Source organism: Bradyrhizobium yuanmingense (genome assembly GCF_029167105.1).
In the GTDB taxonomy this organism is placed as follows: Bacteria; Pseudomonadota; Alphaproteobacteria; order Rhizobiales; family Xanthobacteraceae; genus Bradyrhizobium; species Bradyrhizobium yuanmingense_A.
Genome location: NZ_JARFML010000060.1, coordinates 1 through 23,590 on the forward strand (window position 1 = coordinate 1; position 23,590 = coordinate 23,590).

General features: G+C 55.9%; 14 protein-coding genes. 10 read left to right on the forward strand and 4 right to left on the reverse strand.

Going from position 1 to position 23,590, the window contains the following annotated elements; all coding sequences use genetic code 11:
* Positions 1–750: 750 nt before the first annotated feature.
* The 3 genes from P0R31_RS38600 to P0R31_RS38610 all read left to right on the forward strand — a co-directional run bounded on the left by P0R31_RS38600 (position 751) and on the right by P0R31_RS38610 (position 3,415).
* Positions 751–1,293, forward strand: coding sequence for a hypothetical protein (locus P0R31_RS38600; RefSeq protein ID WP_275520410.1), 543 nt, complete (start codon positions 751–753; stop codon positions 1,291–1,293).
* Between the two features lies 1 nt (position 1,294).
* Complete coding sequence (locus P0R31_RS38605; RefSeq protein ID WP_275520412.1) at positions 1,295–1,726, forward strand: hypothetical protein; 432 nt, start codon at positions 1,295–1,297, stop codon at positions 1,724–1,726.
* A gap of 426 nt (positions 1,727–2,152) precedes the next feature.
* Positions 2,153–3,415, forward strand: coding sequence for a hypothetical protein (locus P0R31_RS38610; RefSeq protein WP_275520414.1), 1,263 nt, complete (start codon positions 2,153–2,155; stop codon positions 3,413–3,415).
* Positions 3,416–4,158: 743 nt separating this feature from the next.
* Here P0R31_RS38610 and P0R31_RS38615 read toward each other — a convergent pair.
* On the reverse strand, positions 4,159–6,474 hold the full coding sequence (locus P0R31_RS38615) for a hypothetical protein (RefSeq protein ID WP_275520417.1): 2,316 nt from the start codon (positions 6,472–6,474) through the stop codon (positions 4,159–4,161).
* Positions 6,475–7,278: 804 nt separating this feature from the next.
* A complete protein-coding gene (locus P0R31_RS38620; protein ID WP_275520419.1) occupies positions 7,279–7,911 on the reverse strand; it encodes a DUF1326 domain-containing protein in 633 nt (210 codons plus the stop codon).
* 384 nt (positions 7,912–8,295) lie between these two features.
* Here P0R31_RS38620 and P0R31_RS38625 point away from each other — a divergent pair, with 384 nt between their 5' ends.
* Positions 8,296–8,916 carry a hypothetical protein gene (locus P0R31_RS38625; RefSeq protein WP_275520421.1) on the forward strand — a complete coding sequence of 207 codons (621 nt, stop codon included), beginning with the start codon at positions 8,296–8,298 and terminating at the stop codon, positions 8,914–8,916.
* Between the two features lie 13 nt (positions 8,917–8,929).
* Positions 8,930–9,136 (forward strand): hypothetical protein, encoded by a 207-nt coding sequence (locus tag P0R31_RS38630; protein ID WP_275520423.1) that lies wholly within the window; start codon positions 8,930–8,932, stop codon positions 9,134–9,136.
* A gap of 1,561 nt (positions 9,137–10,697) precedes the next feature.
* Here P0R31_RS38630 and P0R31_RS38635 read toward each other — a convergent pair.
* Complete coding sequence (locus P0R31_RS38635; RefSeq protein ID WP_275520425.1) at positions 10,698–11,723, reverse strand: hypothetical protein; 1,026 nt, start codon at positions 11,721–11,723, stop codon at positions 10,698–10,700.
* An 832-nt stretch (positions 11,724–12,555) separates the two neighbouring features.
* On the opposite strand from P0R31_RS38635, the gene P0R31_RS38640 reads away from it, so the two are divergent.
* A complete protein-coding gene (locus P0R31_RS38640; protein ID WP_275520427.1) occupies positions 12,556–16,920 on the forward strand; it encodes a hypothetical protein in 4,365 nt (1,454 codons plus the stop codon).
* Positions 16,910–18,841, forward strand: a complete 1,932-nt coding sequence (locus tag P0R31_RS38645) for a hypothetical protein (protein ID WP_275520429.1) — start codon at positions 16,910–16,912, stop codon at positions 18,839–18,841. The genes P0R31_RS38640 and P0R31_RS38645 overlap by 11 nt, the downstream gene beginning before the upstream one ends.
* 154 nt (positions 18,842–18,995) lie before the next feature.
* On the opposite strand, the gene P0R31_RS38650 is transcribed toward P0R31_RS38645, so the two are convergent.
* Entirely contained in the window at positions 18,996–19,790 is a 795-nt protein-coding gene (locus tag P0R31_RS38650; protein ID WP_275520432.1) for a recombinase family protein, read from the reverse strand.
* 1,089 nt (positions 19,791–20,879) lie between these two features.
* Here P0R31_RS38650 and P0R31_RS38655 point away from each other — a divergent pair.
* From P0R31_RS38655 to P0R31_RS38665, 3 genes are all read left to right on the forward strand, one after another.
* Positions 20,880–21,404 carry an RNase H family protein gene (locus P0R31_RS38655; protein ID WP_275520434.1) on the forward strand — a complete coding sequence of 175 codons (525 nt, stop codon included), beginning with the start codon at positions 20,880–20,882 and terminating at the stop codon, positions 21,402–21,404.
* Positions 21,405–21,745: 341 nt separating this feature from the next.
* Positions 21,746–22,153, forward strand: coding sequence for a hypothetical protein (locus tag P0R31_RS38660; protein ID WP_275520436.1), 408 nt, complete (start codon positions 21,746–21,748; stop codon positions 22,151–22,153).
* A gap of 123 nt (positions 22,154–22,276) precedes the next feature.
* Positions 22,277–23,533, forward strand: coding sequence for a hypothetical protein (locus P0R31_RS38665; RefSeq protein ID WP_275520438.1), 1,257 nt, complete (start codon positions 22,277–22,279; stop codon positions 23,531–23,533).
* Positions 23,534–23,590: the final 57 nt, after the last annotated feature.

The following is a 23,590-nucleotide window of genomic DNA, read 5'->3' on the forward strand; positions in this document are numbered from 1 at the left end:
TCGTCACCCCGGGCGACATCATCCCGGAATGGTGGGCGAGATCATCTCGGAATGGTGGGCGACATCAAATCGGAATGGTGGGCGAGATCATTCCGGAATGGTGGGCGACATCGAGCGGAATCAGCACTCCAACAGATGGCCGCCGTGGCGGAGCTGGAAGCGGGCCTCATCTCCGCACGAACCAAGGCGGCCCTTGCAGCCGCCAAGAAGCGGGGCGTCAAGCTTGGAGGCTTCCGGGGAGTGTCGATATCCAAGGCAGCACACCTAGCAAGCCGGCTCGCTCGCGGAACGATAGCTAGCCGGCGAGCGCAGGATCTCATGCCGACCCTCAGAGAACTACAAGGCCAAGGGGTGACCTCCCAGGAAGGGTTGGCTCGCGCACTAACCGACAGAGGTATCCCTACCTCACGAGGACATGCCGAGTGGACAGGGGTACAAGTCGCAAGGGTACTGCGAAGAGCACCACCGTGAGATAGGGGTGCGCCACGGCGCCCTACAGCTGAGTCTGGGCGGTAGGGCTAGGGCATGCGCCTTGAAACCAGTAAGCCCCCGCGCAAAGGGCACCTTGGAGGAACCATTAGTTATACGCATGCGGGTACTCGACACCCACGTTGGGGTACCCACCGGATGCAAGAAACCCCTGCGGCACAGGTACTTCGTGGTGGTGGGGGAGCTGTGGGGGGATTGACACGATCGAAACGCTTTTCCTAGTTTGCCGCGTGCGAAGCGCAAACGACGAAGCGGACTAGCATGACCAAGAATTCGACTCGGCCTCACCTACTCTTTCCCCATTCAAAACACAAAGAACCGCCGCAGCGCTTCGGTGGCATTGCGCCCGTCGCGTACAGTTGCATCTGGGTCAAGCCCGACGGCACACGTGTTTATCTGAATGGATACGGCGGCGAGAAATCACCATCTGTGATGTTGGCGCACGGCATAGCGATCGGCATTGAGGAAGTCCTGAAGGACGATCCGGAGATGTCTCGCTCAGAATGCGTTATGGAGAAACTGAACTTCTGGTCGGCGCAGGAGAACACTCTCTTTCAACAGGTTCGTGAAAGTCGGACCTCCGCTGACGGGCAAGCGGCCTATAAGCGACTTTTTGAATCCCAAGCGATCGCCGACCTCAAGCCACGCCTGCCGGTAACGGCTGGCGAGCGGGCACTGATCGCCGAAACCAAAAGCGTTGCCACACGAGTTGCAAATGAAGCGTACCGAGATCGCCTAGCGAATCCAGAAAGGTACAAAACAGCGGGAGTATACGTCATCCGAGATACGATCGGAGACGCGTAGCGTGGGCTCACGTTCAATCAAGCAACGCCTCGGAAGCAGCGGTGGTGCACTGCGCTGCTCCATCCCGGGTTGCCGCAATCCCACCATGCGGGTAGCGGGCACCGGACTCGCGGCTTTCCATTGCCGCCGTCACGTTGAACACAAGGCTCGGCACGGATCGCACTGGCATGGGACATACAGCGCCGCCGAACTCAAGCCGTACCTTGCTGCCGCAACATCGTATATTCGGCTTCGGGCCGAATCCGATCGGTTCATCAAGGCCGCCCTCAATGCGATCGCGCTGCTTCTAGAAGAAGCCGGGCCTTCGGAGATTGCCACTAGGCTCAGGGGCATGTCGGCCACCAAGCGGGCTCGCATTGCACTGGCGCGGCTTCGTGTGGCCGGCATTAAGCCCGAGCGCTCGTCGCCATCGGACTGGCTGTCCGAGCATTGATTGAGGAAGACCCCGGCTCACATCGGACCAAAGAGTTTCGCACGGTACAAATCGCAAAGGCCCTGCATCGCCTTGCAAGCGGCACCCATAAGCGCTGGCCATTCGTGGACATTCAAGGCAGGCAGCGCCAAATCGAACTCCACGCCTTTCCTAGGTCGTCTGGGCCGGTCTTACGACTGATCGGACGGGCCGTTGAGGATGAATTGGAATGGATCGTGGAAAAGCACCTTCCTGCCGTCCTGGCTCTGAAGGTGAAGCGGTATGGGCGCCATCCCATGCTTCGGGCAGCGGGCCTCGAATAATTCCGCGGGGACAGGCTCTCGCACCTCATATCTGGTTGCGGGATAGCGGTACGCACATGTTGGGGCACTAAGTCGGTCACTTTGAGCACAGATTCCTGGGGACATGCCACTGAGTAATCAGCACATGCGGTTCGATCCGCAATTGCGGGCGAGAACCCCGGAGCTAAGGGAATCCGTCAGCCAGTTCACACAACATCTGATCGCCGAGGAAAATAAGCTCGGCCTTCGCTCGCGTGCCCGCAAGGATGAAGACCGGGGTAAATTTGCCATCGCTGTTGAGGCTGTTGCTTGCAATCTGCTCATGCAAGGGCTCCTTCGCGAGGACGCGGCCCTCGCCATTCCTCTCGACAACAACATGATGTGGGGTGCAAACCGGTACCCGAATCCAGTGTACGGCCAGCACTTCCTTGGCCTGCTTGACCTGTTAGAGCGGCTGAAGTTCCTCAAACGAGTCACGACTGGTTATCGGTTCTCAAAAACGGCGAAAGCTCCGTCTCTCTACAAAGAGATCGACGATCTTGGGAAACGGTTTCCGACGGTGACGCCGGCCTCCTTCCGTCGCGAGCAGGAGCCGGAAATTCTCATTCTCAAGTCGGGCAGGGTCGATGACGGCAACGCGACCTTGATAAGCTACTCAGAGAGCCAGAAAACGAGAACACTTCGCAGGCAAGTCCAACGTATCAATAGTTGGCTCCTCGATGCTGATATAGAATTGACCGGCACTCGCGCCGCTGCCCGGCTCGGCAAGGAGGGCGAGGTCATCGCCTCCTATCGCCGGACGCTCCACAGGACGTTCAACAATAAAAGCTGGCAACAGGGCGGCAGGCTGTCTGGCGGCTTCTGGATGACTATGCCCCGCACGGATCGGTTCCGGCAGATTCGCATGGACGGCAAGCCGGTGGCCGACGTCGATTACCAGCAACTCTTTCCACGCCTCGCCTACGTTCGCGCCAGAGCGCCACAACCTACCGCAGACCTTTACGACCTGATGGGAGACGGCACCGGCCGCGATGGCTGGAAGCTGCTTCTTAATGCTTTGCTGTTCACGCGAGGCCCCCTGAGGCGGTGGCCACGCGATTGCAGTGCATTGCTTCCCCAACTGAACCTCAAGCAGGCGTTGGTTCTGCTAGAGCAAAAGCACGAACCGATTGCGCACCTATTCGGGACCAGCATCGGTTTTGAACTAATGTTCCTCGAAAGCGAACTACTGATTTCAGTGGTCACGCACCTCTTTGAGAGCGGCATCGCGGCGCTGCCCCTTCATGATGCCGTACTTGTGGCGGAGCCGAACGCTGAAGCCGCCAAGGCCGCTATGAAGCGTGCCTTTTGCGCTGGCTCGGCTAACTCCCGCGCGTCTGTGAAAATTGAGTTTGGCTCTGGTAAATAAGGCCTTTGCTGCCTTACGTCTCTGCTAAAGAGGACTAGGAGGAGTGGGCAGGAGGACTGGGGGGAGGAGCTTGGGGGGCGGTGCCCCTTAGGGCGCGGCTTGGGGTTGTTCCTCTAGGCGATGGATGATGCAGCTAAATATCATCACGTAGTCGAGCCTCAAGTATGACCTACAGTGGGCACCCCTCCGCCACCGCTGCGGCAGCCAACCCTGCTTCATGCACGGTACGTCATAGGTCAGCTTGCCGATGGTGCCTGCCATCACCACCTAAAAGCGTCCCGGAGGAGCACCTTGAAGGCAGCCCCCTACCGCGCTTCCAACGAAAGGCGACCTCCAGTCCTCGGGGAGCTTGGCGGCAATGCCGAGTGGTAGGACAAGGTCGAGATCACCATAGCCGCCACACACTGCATGTTAGAGCACCCCCATTTAGTGATTTAACAGCGTTGCGGGGTCGTTCGGGCAATCATGGGAAGCACGCCAGCGCCCTCTTGATAGAGTGCTCAAGTGATCAGGTGCATACCGGAAGTTCAGCCAAGATCCTGCACCATCCGTCAACGGAACTTTTGGCCCATTGAAGAGCGAGCAGATCAGCGTCTCCAGTGCTTGTGCGACGTGCCACGGAGGTCGTCGAGATCAGAGTGCGGCGGAGCAGGGAAAGAAATAATGCGAGGAACGCCCCTTAGGGCATTCCTCCCTTTGTCGACAGCCACTTGCAAAGGATACTGGCCTTCTTGAAGGATACGTCAGTAGTTGAATTCGAACTTGGTCTCCGCGACTTTCCGAACGGACTCATCGCGGATCTTGTTGCTGAGATCTCGTTTAGCCTCGTTAAGGTCCTGAACACATAACATAGCAAGACCGGCACCTCCAATCGGCCCACCAAAGGCAGAACCCACCAAGAAGCACACCAGGGCTCCGACCTTGCTACACCCTCGATCGTCGGCACTTGCGTTGATGCCCGCCGAGAGTGCGTTATTGTAGATCTTTATTCTGCCCCCACTGTCGGCTGCGAACACGTCAATCTTCCCTGTGATAAACGGTGATTGACTGGCGAGATTCACTTTGGGAGCGCACAAAGTACCACCCGTAGGCGCTTTGATTGGTGCATAAACCAGCTCCTGCTCGCCAATAGGCACCTGAAGCTTGTAAGGTATCCCGATCACGGGATCGATCGACCATGCCGCTTGCGAGGCTTTTATACTGGTTGGCCCAATAACGAGCGGCTCCGCAAGCGTGGGCACCAACTTGATCGATTTAACATCAATCTGCGCCTCAAATCCCAATTCGCTCTTACTGTCATGAGCGGATGGCGTGAAGAACGTGTATGCACCCTCCAGCGCAGTAAGCTTTATTATAGCGTCACCGTGCCCCCGATAGTATCTGAGCTTGTCAACATTGACGGACACTCGGACAAAATTGCCCCCATCCATCGCGACTCTAGCCTCGCCATCTATGGTACCGGTCGCAATCTCTGGCTCGTCTCCGTCACGTCGATCGATCTTCAATTCCAGTTTGGCACCGGCATCGAAGCGCACTTTTCCAACCTTTCCGCCCTCGATTCCAGTTGCCGTGGCGGTGAGATATACGGTGCCGATCGGAAGGCTTTGACCTGTTTTGTAAATTAGATCATTTGCCTTAATTTCAGCACGCGCAACTCGAGCAATAGTAGAACCATCGATATGGAGATCTTGACCTTCGAGCGAAATCTCAAACTTGTTCAGCTTACCGGTAATCGGACTCGTTTTATTGGAAGAGTCGATCTGCAGATTGTCGGCTGCTATCTGACCTCCGCGAAGCTGAACTTGGCCGACGTTTGAAATATTGAACTGCCCGCCCACCAAGGTCGTCGAAAAAGCATTGATGGTTCCGTACACCTTTAGCCCGTCAGAATTCCAGGTGACAGGCTGACATTCGGCGAGGTTGGCGGTTTCCGGACACCCCAAGACCAAGTTGATGTTTGTATAGCCCACCCGGATGCTATTGCGATCCGAAAACCATAGCTCCGCATTTTCCAGTTGGGTGGACAGAATGCCGCGTTGGAAGCTTAGTGACGATCGAGCGCTAGCCCCGTCATAGGTCATACCTGCCAAGGTCGCCTTGGCGTAGCGGATATTAAGGGTCGAGGTCTTTGCCTGATCATTACTAAGTAAAATGGAAGTACCTTCACCTAGTTCGCCAGTGAGTGCACCCCTAGTAATCTTGACCGCAACATCATCTTTCTCAAACCTCACCTCTTCTGCCGTGAATCTGCTTTGCGATTTGATCCGCACTAGAGTCTGGCCGCCGGATATTAGACCGTCCGAGAGCACAACGCTGAATTTGTTTAGCAGAGCCGAACCTGAGCTCGTCTCCAGATCGTACACCAGGTCATTGAACTCAGCTTCGGAACCAGCGGCTAACACCATCATGCCGTTGCGCGGCAGTATTATTCGCGAACCTTCTTTGAAAGTAACTTTCAGGGCCGGTAGGGGGCCGCCACTATTTGAACTGCCAAAAAATTCGGCTCTACGAATGGGAAAACCATCCACGAACTGAGTACAGCTCGCGTTAGTGCAGCGCCTCATCTTTGAGAGTGATACGAATGCCGCCCCCCTGAAAAACTCTCCAGGATCAGCGGACAATCTCAGGAAGTCATTGATACGCGACAAGGGCTCTGATTCACGGCATGGCCCAGTGGGCACAATATCCTGGTCACTGCTTCCAGTAATGAAACCACCTTCACCATAGACGAACTTTTTTACTTCGATGCGGACGCACTTGCCTCCCACGGTCAGATTTACAAAAATTGAGCTGTCAAATTCCCATGACGCAGAGACGAGGGCTCTATACCGGTAAACAAACTTAAGCACCGACCCCATAGCACTGGGCACCTCGAAGATGATCTCGCTACTGCCAGAGGTCGTTTTGTAATAGCCGCGATTCAGACTCAATCGAGCTTGCCCATTGGCGGAATCAATGGCCGCCAATGCGCTGTTGATGTATTCACTTTTTGCAACCGCGACCGTATTTGCAACAAACAAGATAACCAGCGCTGAAGCTAAACGCCTTAGGAAAAACATCCTTACCTCCCCAAATGAATAGTATTTGACCGAAAACGCAATTTAAGAGAGTTAATCTATAAGTTGTCAACATGCTTTCATGCTCCTCATGTAAGGGCTTTGGGCTGTGCGCGTTCCGAATGCTCCCGCATCAGCCGGAAGTCGGTTGCCGCTTTGAGGTGGGAAAGTACCGCTCTGGTAAGATAGCGTTTATGGCACCGGCCCTAATTCCGCTCGCACACCCGTAACAATCGTGCTGCCGTCGAAGGCAGCCAAAGCCCACTTTTCGACATAGACGTCCCTGAGGCCGATGAGCAGGATCGAGCCAGGCGTGGGCCAAATTCTCAGCACTTGTCTGTCAAAAGATGGCGCGCTGCACTCGGGCAGTCATTCGTCTTGGACCGTCCGTCCAAAGACGGCTCGAAGCCAAAAGAGAGTCATACTCGATGGCTCCTTGATATCGATATAGCGGAGAGATGGTTCACTCCCTCGCAGTCCGCGAAGGGACGCTCGGAAAGAAAGAATAGTAGGACGCGAACAGCAGGTCGGGGCTGCTCCACCCGCCGCCACTACTGCGGTCCCTGTATCTCGTATTTTGGATACTTTGCGAGTGCCGCCGCTTGGTCCTCTAGCTCGACACCATGATATCCATCCGCCACGGTGCGACCTTCAAGAGCGCGCCCGGAGATCACATCAAGCGTTCTGCGGTCAATGCCGACTCTTACGCCCACGGGCTTGAAGCGGTGCCTCCAGCCGTGGTTCGGCGGACTTGTCCATGGCGACGAGGAGCTGACACCGAGATCTTGTGCCGGTGTCAGCGCCGCATCATGCCGCAACGCCCTTGGGCGTCTGCACGACATTGGCGAGCGAGCTATGCGTAGCACGGGTCTCGAACCGGATCGCGCCGGTCGAGCGGATGTCGGCGGATGCGACCTCGGCCGCCCGATGTTCGAACCCTTCGGGCATGACCATCTGGATGCGGTGCGGATCACCGGTCACCGGATTCTTGATCGGCTCGACATCGGTCTCGAGCACGCCTTTGGCGACGAGTCGTGCGACGCGTCCGTCCTTGTCGAAGGAGAACTCGAACGGCACAAACACGGGATCATGGATCTTGGTGACGATCATGCTGACGATCTGGAACAGCGTGCCTTCGGCCGAATGCTTACCGGAGAAGATATCGAACAACGCCTGTCGCTGCTCCGCCGTGGCGCGTTCGTCGATGATGGGCTGGATTGTCCCGTTGCCCTCATGCAGCGGCCCGGGGAAATCGACCGTGATCGCAAAGCAGAGACCATCGAGCCTGGTCCCTTCGAAATGTCCCTTGGCGATCCGCATGGCGACCAATCCCTTGCAATAGCCTTGGGTCGGCCGTGCGTTGAAATCGCAGGGGCAGCCAAACGCACAGGTGCAATTCTTCATCCATTCGCCTTCGAGACGCCAGCCCGATGCAGCCATGGCACATCTCCTGATATGAGCGGGGACGCGGCAGCCGTTGACGAATTTGTTCAGCGTTCTTGTCGAAGCAATGCGAAAGGCGCGAGCGGGATCGAGGTCCGATCAGAAAACCGGCATCGCAGAAAAGTATGGTGGCGAGCTGCCGTTTTACCGTCCGAGGATCATATCAGCGGCCGCCGGCCACGTATACCGAACGACGGTCGTGCCTCAGGGGCAGCCACAGCTCGGGGATGTGCGATGTCCGGGGGATGAAGGGGCGGATTGCGATGTCCGACACGGACTTCGTTGAAATGTAATAACAATTTCTAGCAGGCAATGGGGATGTTTACCAGTCGTGTTACACTGTTTCCTTGGTATGATCCACGCCTTAAGAGTCGCGGACCGATGGCCAATCAAACAATCCCGCCTGATGCAGAGAAGCTGAGCGTCACCCTCAAGCAGCTCGCTCACCTGAAATCGGAAGTACTTCTTGGCGCGCCATACACGTCGCGCGTCAGTTTCGGGCTACTTCTCCGTCTCGTCATGACGGACGACACGGTGCCTGTGCTTCGTCAGATCGATGCGCTGGAAGGCCGCAGACCCCGGTCAACGTCTAAGCAACCCGCGCCGTTCAAACATCCGCCCTTAGCCCCATTCTGGCACGCACACTATTTCAGCTCTCGCCACACGCTCCGCAACATCGGCGAGAGATGGAACATCGCACGGGGGCCTGGGAACAACGACCTGAGCTCGGCCTTGAACGGGGTCGCCGAGCAGCATGGTCATGATCCCGACAAGTGGCCGGGAGCTTTAGCGTACAGAGTGTTCATACAAGGCATGACCGAACGCGCAAACGCCAACCGCCTTACGGGTGATTGGATCATCCTCGCCAAGGACGGCGGACAAAACTATTATCTTGACCTAGCCCAGCACGAGGAAGCAGAGGGGCCAATCAACTCCGCTGCACTGATGCAGAAGCTCAGAGCCAGTTCTGCGGCCGAATTTCCGTTCCTATTCCCTGATTAGCTTTGGAGTCGGGTTGCTCCTGGCCGTTTTGTCCAAGTACACGCTAGTGGTGTCGAATTTCGAAGACCTCGAAGCGGATGCCAATGCGGCGCTCAATTTCGTCAGCAAGCTGATCTCCAACGAGGCCGTCAAACATTTCGCATTGGTTCGCAAAGCTAAGGGGTTCCGCTTGATAGAATACGAACGCTCGCTGTGCGTCGGGAAACACGAAGGCGGATGACGCGAGTCCCTTTTGGCGGGGATACCAAGTCGTAAATCGATGTCTCTTCTCGCCGGTTGAACTGAGTATTGCGCTCCCATCTGGAGCCAAGAGCCTAGACTCAGCATCAAAGAACATTGTCGCGACGAATGGAAATCTGAAGGTGCCTCCGTCACTAAGCGCGACCGTGAAGAAATCGCCAACGCTCAGAACGCTTCGGTCCTCAAGCACGCATTGAAGGCGAGCTAGTTGGTCGTGGACAAGCGCCTGATCTCGGACGTCTGGGCCAATTATTGTTGCTTGCGCAGCGTCATCTCCAGACGTAGTACGGGGGCCCGATTGAAACCGCTCGAAGTCTACTGAATCTCCTATGAAAGCCACTCGCCGTTCATTTGCCCTGCCGTCGCGAACATGGAAGAGGCGCCGGGGACCAGCAAATCCCACCAGATATTCGTTGTCACTCTCGCGACTTGAGCCTTGGAGGGCTGAGATAACTGACTGAAAGCCCGTGCGGCCTCATTGAATGTCCGCGATAGCAGCAGTCGCGATGTCCGGATCACCGGTGAAGGCGATCGCAACGTTGCTGGTGACAAACGTGATCTTTAGGCTGCCCCTTCTTATATCCGGCAGTGCTCGCTCTTGGCGTGGACTTTGAATCCGCGTGTCGGCCAACATGATTATCTGGTGAGGTGTTACCTTAGCGACAACTAGGGTCATCTTACATCCAAGCCAATTTCAGGGCTCACACATTATCGTGGGGGCGGCAGCGAGACATCCCCCGTATGCCCGCGACCGGGCCTGGGGGGCTGAAGGCCCGAACCGTCTTCAGTCACGCTGGGCATACAGACAGTAGGGCGGCGGAGCGAACGCTCTACGCCTCAAGCCTCCGAAGCAAGTTGGCACCAGCGGCCCCCGCGCGGCGTCATTCATCTCGGGGCCATTCAGCTCGTTCGCTATGGCCTCCAGCGTCACCGCACTGCCCGCTCGAATATCTTCACCACTCCGCCCATAGCTTCAGGAAGTCGTTCTCTTCCCAGGGACAGCGCATATGCATCCTCAAGAGGACTCGCAACTTCTCACACTGCTCGGCGCTCTTACATTGATTAGATTGAACTATGATCCCTCGTTCGCTTCTGTTGAGTACCACCGCTGCCGGATCAGGTTAACATCCGCGCTAAGAACCATTGGTGCGGTACGTGAATGTCGGTCCTGACGGCCCTGTCGGACCGGATGGCGCAGCTGGTATTGTAGGACCAATTATGCCGATTTGAGAGGTTGCTCCGGCAGGCCCTGAAACACGAACCACAAGTTGATCCGATCCGCTTGCTTGCTTGGCAATCATGTCGCTCGGCCAATGCTTCTCATAAGTCGCTTTGATCTCCTGAGAGAAGCGCTTGAGCTCGTTCTCAATGAATTGCATAAGTTCAGTCCGATCGACCGCCGTGAGCTTGTCTTCAGTCTTATCTGATCGAGAATACGACACCATATTTCCTCGATCGGGAATCCTGCAATTAGGATTGTTTGCATAGGTAGGACCGTCCGCAACCTTTCCTTACTTACACTTTCGTGGAGTGTACCCCACTTACGACGGAGTCGGCCACAGAACCTCAAATGTATCTCGGAGGGGATACGCTACGCCAAAGCCGTTCTGGGTTGCGAGAGACCGATCCTCATGGGAAGGCGCTGTTTCAAGGACGATCAATAGAGACACATCTGCGTTTGCCCGCTGCCTGTAGTCAAGCAGCTGCCCAATTGCAGTTCGGATCGCGTAACGAGCACTGGCTTTGTCGCAAGGCTTGATTTCCACGAACGTCAATCCTCTCGTGGCATCGTTATAGCGCAGGTCGACGCTCGCGACGTTTGGTGTGACTTGTGTCGCACCTGCTCTCGCGAGGTAGCGCTCGAAGCTTCCTTGTAGCTTGTCGTGCCTTGGCGAGATCTCAACCTCATACGCCTCGACGTATCTTTGGTATGGGTCCCTGCTCGCGCCGGGACTATTTCTCCCTGGACTGCTTTGGCAGGCGCCGCCCCGGCTAAGCCTAGAATGTCTGCCCAACAGCAATCGCGTTCTTCTTACGAACTCTAGAACCTCCGGCGAGCTTCCAGAAGTTGGTGTCCACCACGGCGTTTGACCCATCCATCCGCGGCCACGGCCCATGACCAGCGTTCTATCTTCGAGATTCAGACGAAACGCATTTTCAGTTAACGTTGAAATTCGGTAGTTATCTATCTCGTCTTTCGCATGCTGCCGCGAAGGAACAGTCGAAAATTTTTGGCGTTTGCGAAAGACTCTTGCCGCTCGATACCAACCTACGACTCTTCTCCCGCCCTCCTCAGGATCGGTAGCGGTCCATACGACATCTACATCATCCGCATATTCACCAGCCCCGCCGAAGGCTTCGATTTGAATTTGTCGATCCTTCTCCCCTTGGATGGTCTCAACATGTCCGTAGATGTATCCGTCGCGACAGCTGAGAAAATTGCAGACTTCAAGTCCGGTCTCGTTCTCGGCCACAAATTTTCCACCCCCCACTATCTTATCTGGCTTGCCAGCGAGCCCCTCGTAACGGCTCATCCAACCAAAATTGCAAAACAGGATTACCTTCATGTGGCCGCGCCAATCTGGCTGTAAGAAAAAACCGATTCGAGCGAACACACATATCAAGGACACAGCTTGAGAGCGAGTCGATGCCTCGATTGCAATCACCGTCGATCTGCACGTGGGCCCCAAGTTGAAGATGCCGTGCAGCTGTGCGCTGGGCTGCAAGCCCGGGCGATCTTCTTAAATCGGTCTCGAATTTGCGACATGACATTGTGACGATGCTACTCATATTCCCCACGCCCTGGTCGACTCCCTGAAGTCTCATTGATTCGGCCCGCCAATCGCTGCCGATCGCATGCCAACCAACCCGGCGTTCGCCACACAAAAACGCCAAGGTCCCTCAAAAAGAGTGGAGTGATCCGCTCGCCTTGGGGGCCTTCATCTCGTGACGCAGCGCGGATACAAAGGCAGCCATTCGTGGGAAGCATCGCGCTTCCTAGGGGATCCCCAAAGAAAGCCCAAATAGCATTGAAATAATTACGCTTTTAGCCTCCCCCATCTTTTGTGTAGCAGATGTTTGCGGAAGGGTCGCGCACAAGCTCGCTGGGCAGGCCGCCGCCCCGACGGGCTAAGGTCGCGTTTGACTGAATCGCCCAGGCCAATTTACAACCTGCCCTTGCAGGAGGCGACGCTGGCTGACTTATTCTTGGTTTCCAACGGAAAAAACGTGGACAGGCACGTTGTGTTCATTCACGGCCTTCGCCGCGGCGGGCATCCGATTTGGATGTCCGGAGAGCCACCAGAGCCTTGGCCCCTCTGGCTAGCCGAAGACGTCCAGAATCTAGCCATTTGGGTGGTCGGATATGATGCTTCTCCGACGCTGTGGCGCGGCCATTCAATGGCTCGAGTTGACCGAGCAAACAACGTTCTTGCACGTCTCCTTGCCGAGGAGCGGCTTAGAAGCGGCGATGTTGCGGTCGTGGCGCATAGCTTCGGCGGTTTGGTCTTTGAACAGATGCTGCGTACGGCCAATGAGCGTGCGCCGTCCGAACCGGCGGTCGCGGACCTACTGAGGCGCATCAGCAGGGTAACCTTCTTGGGGACACCGCATCGGGGCGCGGACCTCGCGACGTGGGCGGGACGCCTTCGGCTATTGGCGCGACCGTCTAACGCCGCACGCGGACTTGAACGAAACGATCCAGATTTGCGCGATCTAAATCAGTTCTATCGGGGTTACGCCTCGCGAACTGGCATCGATACTCAAAGTCTCGTCGAGACGCGGCCCGTCCGTTGGTTCGGTATGATTGTCAAACCGGATAGTGCTGACGTGGGGCTTCCGTCCGCGCCGATACCAGTTGATGCAGACCATTTCGATATTGCCGCTCCTCCATCGAGGGCATCGGATGTGTATGTCCATGTCCGGGACCAGCTGAGAAAACCGGTCCGTAGCCACAAAACTGTGATCGCGGACGTTAACGTTCTTCAGGGGATCGCAGAAGACGCCGCCAACAGTTCGACCGCCCTCGCTCGCATCGAGGAGCGATTGTCAAACCACGGGATGGGCCCTCTCACAGCCGCCGTCCCCAGCTTCCTCGTAGATGCTGAAACTAATAAGCGGGCTGCACGAGTGCGTCGAATTCGATTCTTCGAACGTTCGTCTCACCTAGAGGAAGCTACCGATCTGGCTCAAAGCCTAATGGACGGCCCGCTTGCAGCAACTTCGGCTGAAATAAAGGCTGACGCGCTTGCTTGGTGTGCTCGCGTGCTGCTCGCCAAACCTGACAAACAGGAGGCGAACCGAGCTCTGGATGCAGCCCGCCACATCAAGCGCACCGAAGCCGTTTTGATTGCCGAAGCTCTGCTCGATTCCTATAACGACCGCGCGTCAGAAGCGCTTCGCAAGCTGTCTCTAATCAATTCGAACGATGCTCGCGCAGCGTCATTCGTTGTTATTATTAACGCGAAAGACAAACCCAATGCGCTAGACTGGTTTTACAGAGCGGGGCTATCAACGAGCAACATCTCTTCGGACGGAAAATTCTTTCTGCTTAAGAAGCAGCTCGACAGCGAGCTGTGGCCGGAAGCCCTATCGACAGCGAATGGGTTGCAGGATGCCGACTTTGAACAGACGCCGGCACTCGCCTTTGAGGCGGCCGACGCTCATCTAGTCCAAGCCGCACCCGTCGAACTTAGATCCTTGATTCGATCGCACCTACCATTCGATGCAGACCCAATCCCTCTCGCCGATGATGCATCTGCTTTGGAAGAGCGGCGCAAGGCATGTGTCCTCTATGAACGCGGGGCCGCACTTGCCTCGGCTCTTGGATGTACTTGGGCTAGCAACGATGCAAGCGACCGTGCACTATGGCTGAAGTTGCGCGACCCATCTTCTCGAACGGCTGCGCTCGCAGAACTGCAGATGAGTATGCGCAATCCGCAACATTCTCTTCGCCGCTTGCCGATGGCGCTACAATTTGGCCTTAAACTCGATCTTCAGGCCGTTGAAAGTGAACTCGATCGGCAAGATACGCTTTCCGATGGAAGCTCACCTGAAGTCGCCCTAGCGAGATTCAGCTTAGCGTTAACGAAAAGCTCTGCCCGGGAAGTTGCGGCATATATAGCTGAGCACAAAGCGAAGCTAATAAAGCATCTGAATCCTATCTACATAGCGTCTGTCGAGATACAGATGCTCATACAATCCGGGCAGACAGACCTTGCTGAAGAACGGATATATGAGCTTCCAAGCAGCAATGATGTGGAGACGCTGAGAGGCCGACTGAAACGTATTCTCGCTGAAGCTAAGGGCGCAAATCCAATCGAGGCCAGAGAAGCCGAGTTCAAAGCGTCTAACTCCCTGGCTGATCTCGCTAATCTGGTCCATCGGCTCGAAGAGCAGAGTGATTGGTCGCGAATGGTCATCTACGGCCGCGAGTTCTTCAACCGAACGCATGAGTTGTCGGCTTGTAAGTCGCTGGCCCATGCACTGTTCGAAACAAAGAACTACGATGGCGTTCTCCAGCTACTGAATCAACACCCCGACTTGTTGGCTCAATCTGATTACCTTGAAGCGATCAGAGCGTGGTCTCTCTACCACACAGGCGACGTTCGGACTTGTCGTGACGCCGTGATCACACTTCGCGCAAAACGCGATGAGCATGATGATCGCATCCTGTTAGTGAATCTCGCGATCGCTTCTGGAGATTGGACCTCGCTAGGCGCGTTCGTTGAGCAAGAGTGGGAGCGGCGGAGTGAGCGCACCGCGGACGAATTGTTGCGTGCAGGCCAACTGGCGCATCATTTGGGCTCTGGTCGAGCACGTCAGTTGATTGACGAAGCCGCAGATCGATCAAATGGCGACCCGCGAATTCTGATTGGGTGTTACGGCGCAGCAATCGGCGCAGGGAGAGAGGACGAGCAAACAACGCGCTGGCTTGAGAATGCCGCAGCTCTATCGGGCGACGACGGACCCGTTCAGCGGATGTCGTTGAAGGACATAGTAGAACGACATCCCGAGTGGCAGCAGCGGGAGACGCGAACTTGGGAACAACTCCGCGCAGGTGACCTTCCAATGTTTGGCGCCGGGCATCTTTTGAATCGAACTTTGTTCGAAATGATGTTGATGCCCGCAATTGCCAATTCGGATACACAAGACGTCCGCAGACGTTCGCCTGTCTATGCATATAGCGGCGCTCGCCGTTTCTTTCATTCAACCGCGAAAACGGCAGCATTCGACCCGACCGCTCTATTGACACTTGAATTGCTCGGCTCCCTTAAAGGTGCCTTTGAGTTTTTTGATACAATCATAATTCCACACGGAACGCTTGGATGGCTGTTCGAAGAAAAGCAGCGCGTACAGTTCCATCAGCCTAGCAGGATCGTGGATGCAAGGACGATAAAAGATTTAGTTGACGCCAAGAAGCTGACCGTTTTCGATCGAACCGTTCCTATTGACCTAGAGTTTGCTTCTGAAGTTGGTGACGATCTGGCAGCAATGTTCGCTGAAGCTGAGAACAGCGTCGGCAGCGGCAGGCAAAAACTGGTCGTACGGTCCTCGCCAATTCATCGAGTTGGTTCGCTGATGGAGGAGGAAGCCGACCTCGGTGCGCATGCGGCTTTCGTTTGTAGCTGCGCCGACGTAGTCGCTGCGCTCGCTCGACTTGGGCAACTTACGCAAGCGGAAGAGCAGCGTGCAGTTTCATACCTTAAGATTCAGGAGAAACCGTGGCCCTCATCGGTTTCAATCGAGGCTGGCGCACTTCTGTATCTAGATGAGCTCTCAGTAACGTACCTGCAGCATATCCGCGTTCTTGGAAAGCTTCACGATGCCGGGTTGATTGGAATCGTGCCGCCAAGCGAGATGCTGCAAAGCGACGGCTTCACCAAGTATGAGGGATTGGCTAAGCGCGTTACCGCAATTATCGACGGTGTCAGGGGGGCGGTGTTTAGCGGCATTGAGAGGGGGAAAGTCACGCTAGCGCCATCCACTTCAGATGAAGATCACCTGAGCAAACGGCTCCAACGACATCCCACCTTTGAACTAATGCGTGTTGCAGCATTGGCTGACGTTGTCGTCGTTGATGATCGTCATTTCAATCAGCATGGGAATATCACAGGTGATTTTGGCGTCCGCCAAGTCTGGACGACTTATGATCTTCTGACTTTCTCATTAACCAATTCTGATATGCGAGAGAAAGTTACTGCGCTACGCCGGGCGGGCCTGTGCTTCATCCCCTTGAGACAAGACGAGCTAATGGAGTTCGTGCAAAAGGCACGTGTTGTTGATGGGAAACTGGTCGAAACTGCAGAATTGAAGGCGGTACGCGAGAGCATCTTGGTTGCACAGCTCTCGGACAGCTTGCAGTTGCCAAAGGAAGCAGTGTGGCTTGACACAGTCTCGCTTTGCTTCATGGAGACGATTAAGGCTCAATGGCCAGACGGTATCGACGAAACGACGGCAATCGCTAGATCGAACTGGCTGCTCGAACAATTCGACATCCGCCGATGGGCGTCACGCTATTGTGGTCAGGGTCAGCCCAATGCCATGAATGCTCGATATCGAGGTCAAATACTATCTCTGGGAATGCTGAACACGGGCGTCAAGTTTGAGACAAAGAAAAAGTACTGGCGATGGTATGAAAGCGCACTCTTGGAGCAAGTTCGACAGGAAGAGCGGGAGCTTTACGCGGACATTATAGAACAGGTTCGGTCGCTTATTCTGGATGCTGCCACAAACGATCCTAAAGAGGCGGCCGATGACGCCTGAGCCGTCAAACCCCGGTGAACTAGCTGTCGTTTTGCTCGGCCTTTTCCCTCCCGGCCTTAGAGCATCCGCGTTGGAGAATAAGGCATTTCGCGACCGCCTCGGCTTGAGCGTTGATGCAGATGTCACGCTTGATCAGAGCGATATTACTTTTAAGCGAACCGAACTCTTCAAGCAGATACGAGCTCTTTATGCATCGAAAGTTGCTGAGGTCCTTATTGAAGGAAGGGGAGGCGGTACTTGGCGGATGTCTATCGACAATCAGCAAGCGAGAATCAAGCTCGTTAATGGAGCTAAGACTTTTCTGATCCCCGACCTTTCTTGTCTGCATCCCGAGAGCGCTGAGCGTTTGAAATGGTTTGACGCGGAGGTCGCCAAATTCGGTGTGAATGATGCGCGGATGAAGCGATGGCGCGACTTACTCAAGGAGCGGGCCATCGAGGACGAAGAAGTTGACGAGCTGCTCGCTGAATATCGCTCTACGCCTCGCTACGTAGCTGGCGTGATTGAGAAGCTGTTCCGCCAGCAAACGATCCGAATTGAATGTCTTGTTCCAGACGATCTTCGTTATTTTGATCGCCTAGTAGGCGAACCGACTGCAGGAATGGGATTGAAGGAATTTTTCGATCAGGTCTGCGGCCCTAGGAGCGCAGAACTCGTCAGGCAAAGCCCCTTGCTCGGACTGAAAAATGTCTTCTTAGCGTCTTCGCACCCCTTTGGTCCGCAAAGCCTACGTATTGATGACCTTCCTGCAAGCGAAATTATCGACTTTTACGCTTGGCTTGAAGCAAGCGGGGATCGGTTTTCACAGCTTGGTGGCATTGAATGGGGGATCAGTCGATTAGGTCAAATTCCAGAACTCGAGCCGTATCTCGAGCGCCTTGCCCAACTGATCCAAGCTGATGATCCGGAAAAACCTGACGGCAGGCTACAACTTCTTACCAGCTTGATAGTTCTCGTTGAAGGTGAACTTGCCCGCACAGGAATTTGTCGGCACCGTTCGCCGCACTGGAGGCGGCTCGCCTCAATTGCGCACGCTTGTGTGCTCGAAAGAGCCATTGTCAATACGCCTATCGCGACTTCGGACTTTTGCGGTTGGGTTATGGAGAATCGAGGTTCGTTGTACTATCTCCAAACCTTCGTTGATATGCGGCAAGAGCCCAGGTGGAGCCCGGACTTTATTCTCGCCACGCAACTAAAGGCCGAGTTTATTGGACGCATTGCGGGCGTAGATCGCACGGGGGCTTCGCTTGTGAAATCGGAAGGCTTCCGCGAATTTTTGAACGGCGACGGCAACGACTCCATTCGGTCGCAAGTAAAGTTCCCTTATTCTTTCTTGCCCGGACCACTGGAAGGGGGAATCGAGGCAGTGGCAGTGATGCCCGAGGAAGTCGAATCCAACCTGCGAAAGAGCCTCAAGGAGGAAGCGCTCACACCGCTTTCATTTGTAACCTTGGTGAATTCGGCACTCATCTATCGAGTTGATGCTGTATTCGCTGAATTGGCCGCGGACGGACTAAGGCGAGTAAAGCACCAGCTGCGGCATATAAAGTCCGCGGACGAAGCTTTTCATATGCTAACGGGGCTGGCTACGGTGGCGGCCGTAACTCGTTCCGTGGGATTGGCCGAGGAAGTGCGGGTGCTTATGCGCGTGGTGAGGCGGAAGCCGGGAATCGAGATCACTCAAGACAACGCCATACGTATCAGCATGGTCGCCGCGGCAGCCCACGCCGATCGTGCTGAATGGTGCAAGTACGTGGGTGATTGCATCACCGAGTTTTCATTCGAAGAAGTGTCCCGTCGGGAGGCACTCATTCTACGTCATCATCTCGTCGAATTAAGGCACGTCGAGCCCCAACTCTGGTCAACGACCGCGCGAGCGGATGCTGCAGTATCAGCCTCGCTATGTTCGCTGTCCGCTTGATCGGCTCGTTTCCAATGCAAAGGGTTAAGAACTAAATTTTCAGGAGCGGCTCCGGCAGATATTCAGCGAAGGGGGTCGCACGCGAGACCTGACCTCGTGACTCCGACGTCGCGCTTTACCCCCGTCCCCCTCTCTCAAATTCAGAGATGCTCCCTCAATCCTGCAGACGGCGCAACAAATTGGCGACCGATGAGGCGTGCCACCTTCCGCCGCGTGCCGTCATCATCTCACGACTGTTCAATTCGTCGGCAATGGCCGACAGAGTGACAACTCCGGCTTGCTGGATGTCCTTCAAAACCGGTGCAAGATCTTTTGCACGTTGGTCGGCATTCTTTCGGACCTTGGCGGAGGCTGCATGATTTCCCTTCCCTGCCCTCTTCAGTGCAGCGGCACCATTGGGGTTACCTAGTCGCCGCACTTCCGGGTGGCCCCGCTGCCCCCTCTCCTCCATGCGCTTACGAGCCATCTGGAGGGCGTCCCTAGTTCGCCTGGATATTGCTTGGGCCTCGGCCTGAGCGACGACTGCCAGGACGCCGATAGTAAGGTCATTGGCTTCCGGCATGTCGCAGCAAACGAACCTAACTCCGCTATCCCTCAGTGCAAGCGTGAAGGATGCGGAGCGAGAAAGGCGATCTAGCTTTGCTATTACGAGTGTTGCTCCCGTGACACGAGCATGATGGAGAGCCGCCGTAAGTTGAGGCCGCTGGTCGGTCTTGCCGCTTTCTACCTCTGTGTACGCAGCGATTATTCGAGCCCGACGCTCTTTGGCGAACTTTTCGATGTCAGCCTCTTGAGCTTCTAGACCAAGGCCACTCTTGAACTGCTTCTGGCGGGATACCCTTCGATACGCGACGATCTTCACTTCTGCGCCCCAATTCCAAATCCGCGCGATGGTCGTTAGGCAGTTATGTAATTTGAGGCCCTGGTCTAGAATTGACAACTGCGTCACCTTGACTCGCCCCCAAACTGGGCGACCGCCACCTTCAAAACAACCGAACTCAATGCCCCCCACACGCAGAACAGGAAAGCCACCGCCGTACACTGAGTGGCACGGCAACCATTACAGAGCAAAACTGCGCATCCCTGAGCAGCTCCGTTTTCACTTCCCGATCAACGAGTCCGGCACTCGATTTAAGAAGTTCGTCTACGAAAACCTCCAAACCGATGATCCCAGAGAAGCAGCTCCAGCCGCTCAAGCTTTTGTTGACCAGATGCAAAGACGGTTCAGGAGACTCGCGCGTCGAGATCGAACTCCACCGGGGCTGCTATCGGAGGCGCAACGTTGGCGGAAACACATCCCCCCCGAAGACAATCCACTAACCGCACGTGGATTGCCCGCGTCCGGCCAACCAATCAATGCGGAAGAGCTACACGCGCTTGACCTCGAACAGCGGTACTCCCAGTTCGATGCCTTGGTTGATCGGGCATACGAGCTTGAGGATAAAATAGGCAACGCCCGCGCCATGCGGTTTTTCAATCTGGCCTCGGGCCGAACGACATCTATAGCTGCAAGTGCAGAGGATTGGCTGCGGTCCCAATCGTACTCTGCGGCTACCCGTGCCAGATACCGCAGAACCGTTGAAGACTTGATCAACTGGTGTCGCTCCAGTCGGATTCCGGCTGAAATGGAAGCAATCAACGCTCAACGAGCACGCCGCTTTCTATCCCGGCGCAATCGAGATCAGAAGGCTATCGCCAACGAGAAAGCGACCCTAAGCCGCCTTTGGGACTGGTCCAACGTTCATCTCATGTCTGAGTTGATGTCTCGCACTCGTGACCTCGAAGCCTGGTCGGGGGACCGCGGCGACAATCCATGGCGCAATGTTGGGGCACACGTTTCCTCCAACACCAGAAAGCCATCGGACAAATAGTGCATTGTTGGCCTGTAGTTCCGCGTTGCCCGGTGAATGTGGAGGCTGCGAAAGGGCGGAGCATCGGTTGTCCTGATCGCACGCTACGACTTGCACCGCGCTCTGAAGAGTTCAAATGACACTTGCCGCTGCTTTTGGCGGTGTCGAAAAGCTAATCAGGAGCCAACGTGAAAGCCGCCTCGCAGAGTACGCCTGCACTTCCCTTACCGAGAAACGAAGCTTTCTTACCCACTGCTGACTACGTCATCTTTTTGGATTCTTCTGATCTCCAAAACGAAGGCCAATCAGGGCCGTCCGCATGTGTCTGGCAAATTCGGACAATGGACGGAACGATAGTCGACGACAGCGAAGCTAAGCAGAGCCGAACCGAAAGAAGCGATGAGAAACGTGCTTTGGTTGCAGCCCTGGTCGGAGCTTTGGAAACGGTAGGCGATGGATCGTTTTGCCTCGTCTATGCTCCAGGCACGTACATCACCGATGGCGTCAAGCATGCACGCAATTGGAAAGCTCGCGGCTGGCGTAACAGTCACAACGAGCCAGTTGCAAATTCCGACATTTGGGGCCGTTACTTGGAGCTCCTGGACAATCGCCATCTCGAATCCTTTGCGCGGAGTTGGAAGAAGGAACATTGCACTGAGCTTCGGCGTCAGCTGAACGAAAGGGCAAAAGGAGCCTGCAGGGATAGAAACTGATGCGCGGGGCTGCCGGCGAAAGATGGCTCAAGGCAAGGATATTCAAGATTGCGTTTGCGGGCCGTTGCGCGATACCTGGTTGTCGCAATTCCACGATGGGAGCGAGTGGGACCGGCCTTGCCGCCTTCCATTGCCGCAAACATGTGGAGCACAAAGCTCGCCACGGATCACACTGGCATGGAACATACAGCGCAGCTGAGTTAAAGCCCTACCTCGCAGCGGCGACTTCGTATCTCCGGCCTAGAACAGATTCAGACCGCTTCATCAAGGCGGCTCTGAATGCCATTGCGTCGCTCCTCGAAGAGGTCGGTCCTACCGAGATCGCCACGAGGCTCAGGGGCATGCCGGCCAACAAACGGGCTCGCATTGCGCTGGCCCGGCTCCGTGTCGCAGGCATCAAGCCAGAGCGCATCGTTGCCATCGTTCTGGCCGTCACGGCATTGATCGAGGAAGACCCCGGCTCTCACCGGACGAAGGAGTTTCGCACGGTTCAAATCGCAAAGGCTTTGCATCGCCTTGCAAGCGGCTACCATCGCGTTTGGGAACTTCCGGACGAGAGAGGGCGCCTCAGAAAGGTCGCGGAACTCCACGCCTTTCCCAGGTCGTCTGGGCCGGTGTTGCGACTGATCGGGCGGGCCGTCGAGCAGCCGTGCGAATGGGCGGTGGAAAAGCACCTTTCCGCCATCCTCGCCTTGAAGGTGAAACGGTATGGACGCCATCCCGTGCTTCGGGCAGCAGGCCTCGAATAATTACCAGTGACAGGCTCTCGCACGTCACATCTGGTGGCTGAATAACGGTACGCACATGTTGGGGCATCAAGCCGGTCACTTTGAGCACAGATTCTTGGGGCCATGACATTAAGTAATCAGCACATGCGGTTCGATCCGCAGTTGCGGGCGAGAACCCCGGAGCTAAGGGAAGCCATCGGTCGCTTCACGCAGTATCTGATCGCACAGGAAGACAAGCTCGGCCTTCGCTCTCGTGCTCGCAAGGATGAAGACCTACGCAAGTTCACCATCGCTGTTGAGGCCGTTGCTTGCAATCTGCTCATGCAATGTCTCCTTCGCGAAGCCGCGGCGCTCGCCGTTCCGCTCGACAACAACATGATGTGGGGTGCAAACCGCTACCGGAATCCAGTCTACGGCCAGCACTTCCTTGGCCTGCTTGACCTGTTAGAGCGACTGAAGCTCCTCAAACGCGACACGACAGGCTATCGGTTCTCGAAAGCGGCGAAAGCTCCGTCTCTCTTCAAAACGGTCACCTATCTCAGGGAACGCTTTCCGAGGGTGACGCCGGCCTCCTTCCGTCGCGAGCAGGAGCCGGAAATCCTCGTCCTTAAGTCGGGCAGGGACGATGACGGCAATGCGACCTTAATAAACTACTCAGAGAGCCAGAAAACGACGACACTTCGCAGGCAAGTACAACGTATCAATGATTGGCTCCTCGATGCCGATATCGAACTTACTGGCCCTCGCGCGGCTGCCCGACTCGGCAAGGAAGGCGAGATCATTGCCCCCTACCGGCGGACGCTCCGCAGGACGTTTAATAACAAGAGCTGGCAACAGGGCGGCAGGCTTTCCGGCGGCTTCTGGATGACAATGCCCCGCAAAGATCGATTCCGGCAGATTCGCATCCACGGCAAGCCGGTGGCCGATGTCGATTACGAACAACTCTTTCCGCGTCTCGCCTATGCCCGCGCCAGAGCGCCGCAGCCTATCGGAGACCTTTACGATGTGACGGGAGATCGCACCGGGCGTGATGGCTGGAAGTTGCTCCTCAACGCTCTGCTCTTCACGCGAGGCCCTCTGAGGCGCTGGCCACGCGATTGCAGTCCGCTACTTCCGGGGTTGAACCTCAAGGAAGCGTTGGCCCTGCTAAGGCAAAAGCACGAGCCGATTGCCGGTCTGTTTGAAACCGGCATCGGTTTTGAACTGATGTTCGCTGAAAGCCAATTGCTGATTGCCGTGGTGACGCACCTCTTTGAGAGCGGCATCCCGGCTTTGCCCCTTCATGACGCCGTGCTCGTTCCCAGACCGGACGCCGCCGCTGCCAAGGCCGCGATGGAATACGCCTTTTGCTCCAGCACAGCGCAGCCCCGCGCGTTCGTGAAGATCGATTATGGCCTATAAAAATAGGCATTTTGGGCTTACGCCTCTGCTAGAGGACTTGGGGGGGACTTGGGGGAC

Coding starts and splice junctions, on each gene's coding strand:
- P0R31_RS38600 (WP_275520410.1), top strand. CDS start 751: ATGACCAAGAATTCGACTCGGCCTCACCTACTCTTTCCCCATTCAAAA.
- P0R31_RS38610 (WP_275520414.1), top strand. CDS start 2,153: ATGCGGTTCGATCCGCAATTGCGGGCGAGAACCCCGGAGCTAAGGGAA.
- P0R31_RS38615 (WP_275520417.1), bottom strand. CDS start 6,474: ATGTTTTTCCTAAGGCGTTTAGCTTCAGCGCTGGTTATCTTGTTTGTT.
- P0R31_RS38620 (WP_275520419.1), bottom strand. CDS start 7,911: ATGGCTGCATCGGGCTGGCGTCTCGAAGGCGAATGGATGAAGAATTGC.
- P0R31_RS38625 (WP_275520421.1), top strand. CDS start 8,296: ATGGCCAATCAAACAATCCCGCCTGATGCAGAGAAGCTGAGCGTCACC.
- P0R31_RS38635 (WP_275520425.1), bottom strand. CDS start 11,723: ATGAAGGTAATCCTGTTTTGCAATTTTGGTTGGATGAGCCGTTACGAG.
- P0R31_RS38640 (WP_275520427.1), top strand. CDS start 12,556: ATGGCTCGAGTTGACCGAGCAAACAACGTTCTTGCACGTCTCCTTGCC.
- P0R31_RS38645 (WP_275520429.1), top strand. CDS start 16,910: ATGACGCCTGAGCCGTCAAACCCCGGTGAACTAGCTGTCGTTTTGCTC.
- P0R31_RS38660 (WP_275520436.1), top strand. CDS start 21,746: ATGCCGGCCAACAAACGGGCTCGCATTGCGCTGGCCCGGCTCCGTGTC.
- P0R31_RS38665 (WP_275520438.1), top strand. CDS start 22,277: ATGCGGTTCGATCCGCAGTTGCGGGCGAGAACCCCGGAGCTAAGGGAA.